Annotated in this window: 13 protein-coding genes; 12 read left to right on the forward strand and 1 reads right to left on the reverse strand. The window is 52.0% G+C overall.

All coding sequences use genetic code 11. The annotated features are described in order from the left end of the window. The 12 genes from K7H09_RS21910 to K7H09_RS21960 form a co-directional block, all read left to right on the forward strand. Window positions 1–607 (forward strand): hypothetical protein (locus K7H09_RS21910; RefSeq protein ID WP_230806018.1); only part of this gene is annotated, 607 nt, incomplete at its 5' end. A gap of 102 nt (window positions 608–709) precedes the next feature. Next, window positions 710–937, forward strand: coding sequence for an HNH/ENDO VII family nuclease (locus K7H09_RS24670; RefSeq protein WP_081742584.1), 228 nt, complete (start codon window positions 710–712; stop codon window positions 935–937). Between the two features lie 2 nt (window positions 938–939). Beyond that, the gene (locus tag K7H09_RS21915; protein WP_027956901.1) at window positions 940–1,413 is read left to right on the forward strand and encodes an ankyrin repeat domain-containing protein; all 474 of its coding nucleotides are present in this window, start codon (window positions 940–942) and stop codon (window positions 1,411–1,413) included. 507 nt (window positions 1,414–1,920) lie between these two features. Further along, the gene (locus tag K7H09_RS24570) at window positions 1,921–2,067 is read left to right on the forward strand and encodes an HNH endonuclease (protein ID WP_081742590.1); all 147 of its coding nucleotides are present in this window, start codon (window positions 1,921–1,923) and stop codon (window positions 2,065–2,067) included. 20 nt (window positions 2,068–2,087) lie between these two features. Continuing rightward, the gene (locus K7H09_RS21925) at window positions 2,088–2,609 is read left to right on the forward strand and encodes an SMI1/KNR4 family protein (RefSeq protein WP_027956900.1); all 522 of its coding nucleotides are present in this window, start codon (window positions 2,088–2,090) and stop codon (window positions 2,607–2,609) included. Window positions 2,610–2,631: 22 nt separating this feature from the next. Next, on the forward strand, window positions 2,632–2,967 hold the full coding sequence (locus K7H09_RS21930) for an immunity protein YezG family protein (RefSeq protein WP_027956899.1): 336 nt from the start codon (window positions 2,632–2,634) through the stop codon (window positions 2,965–2,967). Between the two features lie 89 nt (window positions 2,968–3,056). After that, window positions 3,057–3,683, forward strand: a complete 627-nt coding sequence (locus K7H09_RS21935) for a DUF2169 domain-containing protein (protein WP_269064079.1) — start codon at window positions 3,057–3,059, stop codon at window positions 3,681–3,683. 261 nt (window positions 3,684–3,944) lie between these two features. Beyond that, complete coding sequence (locus K7H09_RS21940; protein ID WP_041159237.1) at window positions 3,945–4,502, forward strand: DUF2569 family protein; 558 nt, start codon at window positions 3,945–3,947, stop codon at window positions 4,500–4,502. 225 nt (window positions 4,503–4,727) lie between these two features. Next, window positions 4,728–6,140, forward strand: coding sequence for an SEL1-like repeat protein (locus tag K7H09_RS21945; RefSeq protein ID WP_051430511.1), 1,413 nt, complete (start codon window positions 4,728–4,730; stop codon window positions 6,138–6,140). An 82-nt stretch (window positions 6,141–6,222) separates the two neighbouring features. Then, the gene (locus K7H09_RS21950) at window positions 6,223–6,966 is read left to right on the forward strand and encodes a hypothetical protein (RefSeq protein WP_027956896.1); all 744 of its coding nucleotides are present in this window, start codon (window positions 6,223–6,225) and stop codon (window positions 6,964–6,966) included. A gap of 186 nt (window positions 6,967–7,152) precedes the next feature. Next, window positions 7,153–8,364 (forward strand): YeeE/YedE family protein, encoded by a 1,212-nt coding sequence (locus K7H09_RS21955; RefSeq protein ID WP_022522009.1) that lies wholly within the window; start codon window positions 7,153–7,155, stop codon window positions 8,362–8,364. A gap of 191 nt (window positions 8,365–8,555) precedes the next feature. Continuing rightward, a complete protein-coding gene (locus K7H09_RS21960; RefSeq protein WP_039859571.1) occupies window positions 8,556–10,235 on the forward strand; it encodes an NAD-dependent malic enzyme in 1,680 nt (559 codons plus the stop codon). Between the two features lie 64 nt (window positions 10,236–10,299). Here the strand turns inward: K7H09_RS21960 and acnA are convergent, their stop codons facing one another. Continuing rightward, on the reverse strand, window positions 10,300–13,032 hold the full coding sequence (gene acnA, locus K7H09_RS21965) for an aconitate hydratase AcnA (protein ID WP_141440679.1): 2,733 nt from the start codon (window positions 13,030–13,032) through the stop codon (window positions 10,300–10,302). Window positions 13,033–13,043 lie beyond the last annotated feature (11 nt).

The following is a 13,043-nucleotide window of genomic DNA, read 5'->3' on the forward strand; positions in this document are numbered from 1 at the left end:
AGAGGCACAAGCCAACCTGGAACGCGTAGGCCAACTACGTGACGCCTTGAACGACAATCCCACCGGCAAAACCTCGGAACAAGCCCTGGCGTTGCGGGCGCAGGTAGAGGAGCTTTCCCAGATGGTGGAGCACCAGCAGCAAGCGATGATGGAGGCCTCTCGCAACGGCACCCTCACGGATGATGAGCTGCATGATTTGATAGACTACATCAATGAAGCTACCGCCAGTGTTGGAGAGTTGCGAGAGAACGTTGGACGGCAGACCGCGCGTGCCAATGGCAAAGGGACATGGGTTGATTTTCTTATTGGTTTTAACCCCGTTATAGCGGGAGCACAGCTGCTTGAAGGAGTGGGAGATGGCATCAGGTCAGGCCAATACGGCCAGGCCATTTTGCCTGTGTTACTTGATGCTACGCCCATCGGGCGCTCTCTCGGTTCCTTTGTTAACAAGGTGTTTGGCGGTTTCAAAAAGCCCAAGAGGGTTGACAGAGATTCGTCTAGTAGCACTGACGACACCTCGACTAAGGCGGATGTGCCACCACCGGCGCCTGAGGAAGGGGGGGCAGATTGCGGGGCGAGGAAAAACTGGGCAAGGAGGGGATATTGATGTTCCAGTTAAAACCCCTACTCTGACTCTAAGAGAAGGCCTAAGTACGGTAAGGGTCAGGTTGAAGATGTATGGGAGAACGCGAAGCAACCTGACGGAAATATCTATGATCCGAATACAGGTGAGTTACTAGAATGGGACACTTCGAAGTCAAGGGCTGGTCAGTGGGATATGGGGCATAAGCCTGGTCACGAATATCGAAAACTACACAAGGACTACATGGATGATAAGATCACGAAGGAAGAGTTCATGACGTTTTATAGAGACCCAAATAATTATCAGCCGGAATCTCCTAGTGCAAACCGGAGCCGTAAGTACGAGGTCGACTAAATATGAGTATTGAAGATGTTTTTCAGGCGATCCGATTAAAGAACTACCAAGACTATCTTCGTTTAATTGATGGCGTTGATGTAAACGCAGAAAACGAAGATGGACAAACACTGCTTCATGAGGCTGCTGCTTACAATAGCCTTGAGTGCGCCCGGGACCTAATTTCCAGAGGAGCGGATGTAGATAGCCAGGATCCGAAGGAAATGGTTCCCTTACACTATGCTGCTGCCAATGGAGCGTTTGAGGTTGCCGAGATTTTAGCTGAAGGTGGGGCAAACTTTTCTATCAGTGATAAGTACGGAAATGAGCCTTTGTGGACAGCGGTTTTTAATGCCAGAGGGAACTATAAAACAGTCGATCTATTTGTAAGGCACGGCGCAAACCCCAACCATAAAAATGATAGTGGAAAGTCCCCGTTTGATTTCGCCAAGCAAATTAAAGATTTCGGATTGATCACAATGCTTGAGAATGAGTAGTATCAAAGACGAGCCTCCAAGGCAGATTGAGGATATACTTCGAGGTGACTACCCGGAGCTTTTCGATCGTCACAACCTTCAGGCTTTCGGACTGTTGACGTCTGAAATATGAGCCTGTGAACCAAGTTCTGTAACTGCCTATGAGTAATGTATTCAAAAGCCTGTATCATGCAGACCGGTAGTGTTCAGAATTCTGTGTCAGCCGTTCGTCCCGTCTGAATTCAGACCGATTCTAACGAAGCCGTTGGATACGCGTGGTTCAAGGCTGGGCGGGCGGCGGCTACGGCAGCATCGCGATCCCCAGGGGCGGCCTGACCCAGATCAGTCGCTGATCACCGGGCACACCTTTTATGCGGTGAACACGCCACCTTAACCGCTACCGGCCAACAAAACCCGCATGGTGATCCGCACCCAGAGCCATAAAAGCAAAGGCTTTAACGAACTGCGCTTTGAAGATGCCACCGGCGAGGAGCAGGCTGGCTCCTCGTCCAAAAAGACCTCGACCTACTGGCCCTCAACGACCGCAGCGAAGAGGTCAAGTGCGATAATTATACCTGGCATAGGGGGACAGCACTACATCATCTAGATAATGTGACAATACAGTTTATTCCTACAAAGTTGCACGGAAATATACCGCATATAGGATCTGCATAAGATCTTAGAGGAGGGTTTTAATGTACAGTGAAATTTTAAGGAACCTTGGGGCAAGGGCATTGAAAGATGATTCAATTGAGCAATGTTCTTATGAGCAAGTATGCTCAGAGCTCGATATCAGACTACCAGATGATTATGTGTTGCTGTTAAATGATTATAATGGCTCAATTGTTTTTGATAATGGGACTATGTTTAAGCCAAAACAAAAAACTCCGATTGATTCAGAAGATGGCTTTCAGTCATTGGAGATTCTTTATGGTTTAAGTGGAAAGAATAATTTAATAAAGAAAAATGTGATGTATAAAGATCAGATTCCGGCTGGTTTTGTAACAATTGGTGAATCTATTGGAGGCAGTCAGATATGCGTGTCAAGCGCTGGCGGTGGTATTTATTTTTGGTTTCATGAGGCTGAAACTGATGATGGCTCTCTATTTGTAGTGTCGGATAGTCTCAATAGCTTTATTAATTCACTGATAATTGACGACATGCAAGGTAAAAATAAAAGAGAAGTGGATGATTCAGGCTCATTTTTAGATTTTTAATCGTGATGGATGGGAGTTTTAAATGAGTGTTAATCTACAGGGTAATGTAGTTCAGGAGGTCTTGCTTTTAGTACCTCACAAGTGGGATAAAATTCAGCTGAATATTGAAATTGATGATATTGAAGGTGAATTAGTCATTAGCCCGAAGGGAAAGTATTTTATTGGTGATGAATTGTATGAGTTACGCTTAGGAGTTGATACCACTAATGCTTTTAAAGAACTCCGCAAGGTTATGGCTCAGAACGATAGGGAAAGCCGAGCCTGGACTATCTGCGACCTTGATGTTCAAAATGATGGCCAATACGATTTTAAGTTCTCATATGATGAACCACCTAGGTTGGCTACTTTGAAAAATTGATAATAAAGGCTCTTCGTCGGTAGTGTCAGAATTCTGTGTCAGCTCATGAATCCAGGGTATAACGGTTTGTAATTGGCGGGAATTGCACCCTGCTCTCGCCCACAGGCCAGCCGCGCAGCACCTGGCAGGTGCGGGTGCAGGTGGGCTCTGTGGACAAACGCCTGATCGTGCGCGGGCCACGGGAGTTCCGCTGGCAGCTGCTCGGCGGCTGGCGGGTTACTGACCCCACTCCGGTGAGCGAAGTCCCGCTGAACTACCGCTATGCCTTCGGTGGGCACTACAGCCTGCCCGACGGGGACACCCTCACCAACACGCTCTACTACCGCGACAACCCCGCTGGGCGGGGCTGGTTGCCATCACGCGCTGACTATAAGCGGGTGTCCAGCGAGGTTGCCCGGTATTTAAAACCCGACCTTAACGCCGTCACACGGCTACCCGCTCCCCAGCTTGAAGATCCCGATGCCCTGGTCACCTCACCCTTTGATCGTCCGGCTCCGGCAGGCTTTGGGTCCATTGCCCCTTGGTGGGAGCCCCGGGTCAGTTATCAAGGCACCTTCGACAACCACTGGAAAACCCAGCGTTTGCCCTACTGGCCTGACTTGAGGATGCCACCGGCGAGGAGCAAATTTGGCTCCATGCCCAAAAAGATTTCGACTGCGGTGAAACCCATACCGTGCATGACAACGAGACCTACTGCATGGGCAAAGATTGAATAAAGTCGACAATAATCAAACCGAAATGGGGCAGTCTGTACCTAAAAAAGGTTGGTCACAAACTATTCAAGTAAATCGTTAGACGCTTTAGTGGCTTCTCTACTCGAAGGTTGGTATTGCTTGCCCCTCGCACCATGGTTGTCGATATATAGATATTGCCACTTCAAACCGTCCATGGCTAAGGCAAAGTGGATTTTACTTGAGATTATAGAAAAATTAGTGTATTTAAAAAATTGTGGCGAAGTATTATGAGGATGCTAGTGGGTGAGTGTGGTAAGATTCGCTATCACCATTTTTGGATCAATGAAGAGAGGGATCGAAATGACTGAGAGGGACTTACCTTACCCCAACAAGCCAGTAGGTGTAGGTGGTTGGTTGATGTTTTATATATGGGTTGTATGCATCATTCTTCCATTTATCTTTGTGGTCAAAATTCTAGAGTTTTTAAGAGAACAGGATGTTGTTGAAAATGCTGATTGGTTTAATTATTTTTTAGAAACTGTGCCTTACACTTCTGCTTTTTTTGTGTTTTGCCATTTATGCATGGTAGTTGTTTTATATGCGAGTAATAAGAAAGTTACGCGTTACATCGTCGTGTTGCTAATATGGCTTTCCGGCCCTTTGTTGAACGCTAGCCTTCTTGCCTTCTGTGTTGTGACTATGCCACCTGAAGCTGGGGAGTATTTCCTTGCGATGAGAATCCCACCTTCCATTTTTAATCTGGTATGGTCAGTTATCTGGACTCTTTATTTTTTACGCTCTAAGAGAGTGGCTAACACCTATTGGCGAGATGAAAAGGCTATAAAGAATTCGGCAGCTTAAGCGGCGTCGTAGTACGGGTAAAACGATCATGCTGAACTAAGCCTCGGAGTTTGCTGACCACGAGGCTGTTACAAAGGCGGTTAGCGCCTCTGTTTATTTCTTGATCCTTGTTACTCAGGCCCTTGTGGGAGTCATGAGATCAAGAAAATGAGTGGTTTGTATAGAAATCCAACAAATAGTCTGAGAAGATAAGTAGAATTAAGATCAGTGCAGGGATTGCATGCCATGCCTCACCTTATTGCTATATCACTTCTGAGTCTCACCCTTTTCTTATGCTCCTCACCCGCATTAGCCCAGCCGATGAATGAAGCGCTTAGCGCTTATACTGACGATCAAGTTAATGCAGGTTTTGATCAGCTTGTCGCACGCGCTAAGCAAGGTGATTCGGAGTCACAGTATCAGCTTGGTGCTATGTATCGTCACGGCGATGGCGTATCCAAAAATACTAACAAAGCCATCACGTGGCTTAGACTCGCGACAAAACAGGGGCATCCTGACGCCCAATTTATGCTGGCAGGGATGTATTACTTAGGCATTGGGCTCCCTCAAAGCTCTAGTGACGCGGCCGAGCTATATTTTCTCGCCGCTGAACAGGGTGTTCCCGATGCACAGTATAACTTAGGTGTTATGTATCGCGATGGCGAAGGCGTAGTACAGGATTTTAGTAAAGCCATCGAGTGGTTTCAGTTAGCCGCCGACCAAGAAGTGGTTGATGCCTATAATAACTTAGCCTGGCTTTACTATCGGGGCGAAGGCGTTACTCAAAGCATGAGTGATGCCTTAAGGCTATTTAATCTTGCGGCTGAGAACGGCCATATGGGCGCTCAAAACCAACTGGGGTATATGTATGCCAATGGCGAGGGCGTTACCCAGAATGAGGATACCGCGACTGAGTGGTATCGCCGGGCCGCAGAACAAGGGGATGCCGATGCGCAGTTTAGAGTGGGCTACCGGTACGATACCGGCCTGGGCGTTGCTCAAAATAGCCGCAAGGCGTTGGGTTGGTATCGCCAGGCTGCTGAGCAAGGCCATATTTCTGCCCAGTTCAACACGGGCATCATGTACCGAGACGGAGAAGGCGTTGAGCAAGACGCGCGAGCAGCGGCAGACTGGTTTCGGCTGGCCGCCGAGCAGGGCGATGCTGATGCACAGTTTGAATTAGGCTATATGTATGATTTTGGTGCAGGTATTCCCCCAAACCCAGAAAAAGCGATGATGTGGTACCGTCGCGCCGCAGAGCAGGGTGACGTCATGGCTCAATTCAACCTGGGGGCTATGTACCGTTACAACCCAGGCGTTGAACGAGACGATCATGAAGCGGCGCACTGGTACCGTCTTGCCGCCGAACAGGGAGATACTGATGCTCAAACCATGCTAGGCGCTATGTACCAGTTTGGTGAAGGCGTGCCTATTAACCGCGTACTCGCCCTGCAGTGGTATCAACAAGCGGCCATTCAGGGCAATGCTATGGCCCAATACAATTTAGGCAGTATGTACCTTCGCGGCGAAAGCATTCCCGAGAGCCGGAGTGACGCCATTCGCTGGTTTGATCTTGCCGCCCGCCAAGGGGAACCGAATGCCCAGTTTACGCTTACTCTCATTTACGTCGAATCACTAGGGCTTTTAGCAGGTGGCTAGCTCGTAATTAGTTCACTTATTATCTGCAATCAAGAAGACAATTAGGCTACGACTAAGCTCTGTCTTACACCAAGGACAAAATATGCGACTACTTATTGCCATCTTGCTGTTTCTTACTTGTGCGGTCTTTACACTCGCGACTCCTAATGGTTATGTTAGCTACGAGGGATTGATTGTAGATATTATTTTAACGGCTATTTTAATCCCATCATTGATGGCGCTTCCTTTCTGCCTACCCAAATCTGGTAGAAACGTTAGGCGTTTCCTCAAAGCATATAATATCGCCGTGCTTGTTGTTATTTTATTTCAAGTTAAAGACCTTCCTGTTGGTAAAGAAAAAGCCATCGCTTCCACAGAGGATGCCAATAACTCTGAAGTGATCAGTAGCGACGCAACAAAAAAAATTACCAATGGCGAGTTCGCTATATCCGTTCCACTTACCTGGGCCATTTATGCGCCCAGCGGGAAAGACTATATTTTAAGAACAAAGAGTGAAACAGGTGAGTTAGAAATGTTCATTGGTTTCGATCAGAATGATGCCTCTCTTACCTTAGAAGAGTACGGTTTATTGCTTGAAAGCAGTTTCCAATATCATGTGCCGGGCGATATTTTTGTATCGACCTCGGCCAATTGCGGAGTAAAAGACATCGAGTGTCTTTATCAAGTCGTAAACATTGTAGATGGCGATCAAGAAACATCTACCCTCGTTGCTTCTTTAGCCGCTCCTAATGGGCACTATAGAATAATGATAAACACCTTTACTGCGTCGTGGGAGGAACAGAGCGCCACAATATTCAAAGTACTGCATTCTTTTAGGTTGCTATAGCAGGGTGATTCTTGCGCTAGACTGGTGCGTTGCTCCATCATCCATATATTCCCCAAAGATATAACTACCTTTAAATAAAGAATTTCCCGCACTCTACAGCTATCATTAGGCTCATAACTATTGTCCATGTCTACCAAAAGCGCCTGTTTGTTAACAGGCGCTTTTGGTGCTGCTAAAGGTGAATGTATGTCTACAACGACGGTTGCTGCGCCGCAGAGCTATCGCGTGCCGCTGATAGCCACAGCGGCGATTGTGCTGGGTGCGTTGCTTATTGGGGTTGTCTTTGACGCCAACATTGGCCTGTTGATGATTGTCGGCGGGCTATTTGGCATGGTGCTGTATCACGCTGCCTTTGGTTTTACCTCAGCGTGGCGGGTATTTATTACTGAGCGGCGCGGGCGTGGCCTGCGTGCCCAAATGGTGATGCTGGCCATTGCCGTGGTGCTGTTTTTCCCTGCCCTGGGGGCGGGCACGCTGTTTGGTAACGAGGTGTCGGGCTTTGTGGCGCCTATTGGTATCTCCGTGCTTGTAGGGGCGTTCCTGTTCGGTGTGGGCATGCAGTTAGGCGGCGGCTGTGCCTCTGGCACGCTGTTTACCGCGGGCGGCGGTAACGCTCGTATGTTGATTACGCTGGTGTTCTTTATTGTCGGCTCGGTGATTGGCTCGGCGCATTTTGCCTGGTGGCAGAGCTTACCGGCTTTTCAACCGGTATCGCTGGTTAACGTCGCCGGGGTCAGTGGGGGGATCGCCATTAGCCTGGTGCTGTTTGCGGCTATTGCGGCGTTTACCTGGGTGATGGAGAAGCGTCGTCATGGTCAGTTAGAACAGGCGCCCATGGTCGATAAGCATGGCTATGAGCGTTGGTTGACTGGGCCTTGGCCGTTAGTGGCGGGCGCGGTGGCGTTGGCGCTGCTCAACTTTGCCACCTTGGCACTGGCAGGCCGCCCTTGGGGAATTACCTCTGCGTTTGCGCTGTGGGGTGCTAAAGGCTTTGAACTGGTGGGCGGCGATGTCAGCCAGTGGGGCTATTGGCAGTCCCCTGGCAACGCAGCGGCCCTTAAAGCCAGCGTATGGAGCGACATCACTACGGTAATGAATGTCGGTATTATGCTGGGCGCGCTGGCTGCCGCCAGCTTGGCGGGTCGCTTTGCACCTAACTTCAGAATCCCGTTGAAATCTATCTTGGCCGCGGTCATCGGCGGCATCTTGCTAGGTTATGGCGCGCGTTTGGCGTTTGGTTGCAATATTGGTGCTTACTTCAGCGGCATTGCCTCTGGCAGCCTTCACGGTTGGGTATGGCTGGTAGCGGCGTTTGCGGGCAACATGTTTGGCGTTAAGCTGCGGCCGTTCTTCTTCGCTGGCGTGGAGGGGCGCAAACCCACCGCTAAAACTTGCTAGGGCATCGTTAGATCACTAGTTAATCGCGCCATCACGCCTCGGTTTAGGCTTCCTAAACCGAGGCGTTTTTTTATCAACATGGTCGCTCTCTTCCACCTTTGTCGCAGGAGCATGTTACATTACGCTCAAACGCCGCAAACGCCCGATGTTGCTGCATTGCAGCAGTGATTGACATAAAAAAGAGAGTGCTTATGACTACCGAGAGTAGACGCCCCCTATACCTTCCTTACGCCGGTCCTTCTTTGCTCGAAATGCCGCTATTGAACAAAGGCAGCGCGTTTACTCAGCAGGAGCGCTTGGCGTTTAACCTGATTGGTTTGCTGCCGCAGAAGGTAGAAACTATTGAGGATCAGCTAGAGCGGGTCTACCGCCAGTACCAACAATGCCATAGCGACCTCGAAAAGCACATCCACCTGCGCGCCATTCAAGACGACAACGAAACACTCTATTTCCGTATGGTTTCCCAGCATCTTGAAGAGATGCTGCCGATTATTTACACCCCCACGGTAGGGCAGGCGTGTCAGGAATTTTCCAACATTTACCGTAACCACCGCGGCCTGTTTATTAGCTATCCTGACCGCGAACATATGGATGATATCCTGCGCAGCGCCACCAAAGATAATGTCAAAGTGATCGTAGTGACGGATGGTGAGCGCATTCTAGGCCTCGGCGACCAGGGCATCGGGGGCATGGGTATCCCGATTGGTAAACTGGCGTTGTATACCGCCTGTGGCGGTATTAGCCCCGCCTACACGCTGCCGATCATGATTGATGTGGGCACTAACAACAAAGCGCTGCTGGATGATCCCATGTACATGGGCTGGCGCCACGAGCGGGTAGGGCAGGAAGAGTACGATGCTTTCATGGCAGAATTTATCGCTGCTGTGAAGCGCCGCTGGCCGAACGTGCTGCTGCAGTTTGAGGACTTTGCCCAGGCCAATGCGGTGCCGCTGCTAGAGCGCTATCGCAACGAGCTTTGCTGCTTCAACGACGATGTGCAGGGGACTGCCTCTGTGGTGGTGGGTACGCTAATGGCGGCTTGTCAGGCCCGGGAAGAGACCATTGCCCAGCAGCGTGTGGTGTTTGTAGGTGGCGGTTCCGCGGGGTGTGGAATCGCCGAGCAGGTGGTCGTAGCGATGGAAGCGGAGGGCTTGACCGAAAGCGAAGCACGGTCGCGTATTTACATTGTCGATCGCGACGGCTTGATGACCAGCGATCAAGAGTGGCAGCGCGACTTCCAGCGCCGGTTAGCCCACGACCCTTCGCTAGTCGCCGAGTGGAATGGCCAGGGTCTGGAAGAGACGATTGCTCAGATCAAACCAACAGTGCTGATCGGTGTCTGCGGCCAGCGCGGTATCTTCACCGAGCAGGTGGTGCGCACCATGCACGCGGGTTGTGAGCACCCGGTCATCATGCCGCTCTCTAACCCTACTTCCCAGGCAGAGGCCGTGCCAGAGGATGTTATTCGCTGGACCGACGGCCAAGCCTTGGTAGCCACCGGTAGCCCCTTTGCGCCGGTGGTTTACAACGGCCGTACTTATCCGATTGCCCAGTGCAACAATGCCTATATCTTCCCAGGCATTGGGTTGGGCGTGATTGCTGCCAGTGCCAATCGAGTCACCGACGAGATGCTGATGAGCGCCTCGCGGGCGCTGGCCCGTGAAGCGCCGCTGGTTAAAGAGGGCAAGGGTGCTTTGCTGCCGCCGCTATCGCGTATTCGCGATATCAGCAAGTCGATTGCTTTTGAAGTGGCTGCCCAGGCACAGCAGAATGGCGTGGCACTGAAAACCAGTGGTACGACGCTACGGGAACTGATTGAAAAGGCGTCCTGGTCGCCAGATTATCGCACATATCGCCGCCGCGCTTTTTAAACGTTTGGCTAAAAAAAAGCCCCCACCGAGGTGGGGGCATGCAAGCATTGGTAGGTTTTACCCTTTAGGCTGCGCCGATCATCTTGCGCAACACGTAGTGAAGGATACCACCGTGGCGGTAGTAAGCCAGCTCGTTTACCGTATCAATTCGGCACTTGGCATCAACGCTACGTTCCCCGTCGGCATTTTTGATCACGATGTTGACCGTACCACCTGGCGTCAGGTCGCTTAAGCCGGCAATCGAAATCTCTTCATCGCCGGTTAATCCCAGCGTTGTACGGCTTTCGCCTTCGGCAAACTGCAGCGGTACAACGCCCATGCCGATCAGGTTAGAGCGGTGAATACGCTCGAAGGATTCAGCAATCACCGCGCGAACGCCCAGCAAACGGGTGCCTTTGGCCGCCCAATCCCGTGAGGAGCCGGTGCCGTACTCTTTACCGGCGATCACGACGAGCGGTTTGCCTTCCTCTTTGTACTTCATGGCCGCATCGTAAATGGCCATCTGCTCGCCGCTGGGTACGTGGCGTGTTTCACCGCCGACCACACCGTCGAGCATCTCGTTTTTGATCCGCACGTTGGCGAAGGTGCCGCGCATCATGACTTCATGGTTACCCCGGCGTGAGCCGTAGGAGTTGAAGTCGACCGGCCTGACGCCGTGTTCTTGCAGATAGCGCCCGGCGGGGCTGTCAGGCTTGATGGCACCGGCAGGGGAGATATGGTCGGTGGTCACCGAATCACCCAGCATGGCAAGCACGCGGGCACTGTGCACATCTTCGATGGCATCCGGCTCGCGGCCCATGCCTTCAAAGAAGGGCGGGTGCTGAATGTAGGTGGATTCAGGCCACTGATAGACCTTGCTTTCTGACACGTCGATGGCTTTCCAGACATCGTCACCCTCAAACACTGCGCCGTATTCTTTACGGAACATGGCGGTGTTGACCTGCTCGACGGCGCTGGCAATCTCGGCCTGACTGGGCCAGATATCTTTGAGGTAGACCGGGTCGCCGTTGCTATCTTTGCCCAACGGCGCCTGGGTAAGGTCAAGCTGGACATTACCCGCCAGGGCGTAAGCCACCACCAGGGGCGGCGAGGCCAGCCAGTTGGTTTTGACCAACGGGTGTACACGGCCCTCAAAGTTACGGTTACCGGAGAGCACCGAGGCCACGGCAAGATCGCCGCTGTTGATCGCTTTTTCGATCTCATCAGGCAGCGGGCCGGAGTTACCGATACAGGTGGTGCAGCCGTAGCCGACGAGGTTGAAGCCCAGTGCATCCAAGTCATCGTTTAATTCAGCGGCTTCCAGATAATCGGTGACCACTTTGGAACCTGGTGCTAAGGAGGTTTTCACCCAGGGCTTCGTGGTTAACCCCTTTTCACGCGCTTTACGTGCCAGCAGCCCAGCGGCCATCATCACGCTGGGGTTGGAGGTGTTGGTGCACGAGGTAATCGCCGCAATCACCACCGCCCCGGGGTCAAGGCTGAAATCATGGTCATCAAGCGTAACGGCCTGGCTGGTGTCATGCTCGAAGCTGCGCCTCACCCCCACGGCGGTTTGGCCGCCTTCAGAAGAGAGTTCCCCCTTTGCGTTGGCATCCGCGTTGACGTCTTCCTGCATGAACTTGTCAAAGGCCGCCGCCATGTCTTTCAGCGCCACGCGATCCTGCGGACGTTTGGGGCCGGCCAGGCTGGCCTCTACCTCGGTCATGTCCAGTGCTAGGGCGTCGGTGAAGATCGGCTCGTCATTAGGTTCACGCCACAGCCCTTGGGCCTTGCTATAGGCTTCCACCAGGGCGACTTGCTCATCTTCACGCCCCGTCAGGCGCATATAGTTCAGGGTTTCTTCATCCACTGGGAAGAAACCACAGGTAGCACCATACTCGGGGGCCATATTGGCGATCGTGGCACGATCCGCCAGCGGCAGGTCTTTCAAACCATCGCCGTAGAACTCGACAAATTTACCCACCACGCCTTTTTTACGCAGCATCTCGGTAACGGTGAGTACCAGGTCAGTGGCGGTAATACCTTCGCGTAGCTTGCCGGTTAATTTAAAGCCAATCACTTCGGGGATCAGCATCGACACCGGCTGACCGAGCATGGCCGCTTCGGCTTCAATACCGCCCACGCCCCAGCCAAGCACGCCCAGGCCGTTGATCATGGTGGTGTGAGAGTCAGTGCCCACGAGGGTGTCGGGGTAGGCAAAGGTCTTGCCGTCTTCGTCCTTTGTCCATACCGTTCTGCCTAGGTACTCCAGGTTGACCTGGTGACAAATACCGGTACCGGGGGGAACGACGCTAAAGTTATCAAACGCCTGCTGGCCCCAGCGCAGAAACTCATAGCGCTCGCGGTTGCGCTGCATTTCGATATCGACGTTCTCTTGAAATGCAGCCGGGTTGCCGAACTTATCGACCATTACCGAGTGGTCGATAACGAGATCGACGGGGGAAAGCGGGTTGATCTTCGCCGGGTCTTCGCCCAGCTTTTCTACTGCGGCGCGCATGGAGGCTAAATCCACCACGCCGGGCACGCCGGTAAAGTCCTGCATGAGTACCCGCGCCGGGCGGTAGCCGATTTCGCGGCTGGATTTGCCCTCGGCCTGCCAGTCGACCAGGGCCTGCATATCTTCCTGATCTACGCTTTCGTCGTCGGCGAAGCGCAGCTGGTTTTCGAGTAGAATCTTGAGCGTCTTGGGTAGCCGGTCAATGCTGCCCAGGGTCTCGGCCGCGTGGGGCAGGCTGTAGTAGTGATAGGTTTTACTACCAACCTCTAGGGTGTTTAGCGTATCGGGTATCTTGCTCATATCTCTCTCCT

Origin of the sequence: Halomonas sp. IOP_14 (assembly GCF_021021315.1) — a bacterium.
GTDB classification, from domain to species: domain Bacteria; phylum Pseudomonadota; class Gammaproteobacteria; order Pseudomonadales; family Halomonadaceae; genus Vreelandella; species Vreelandella titanicae.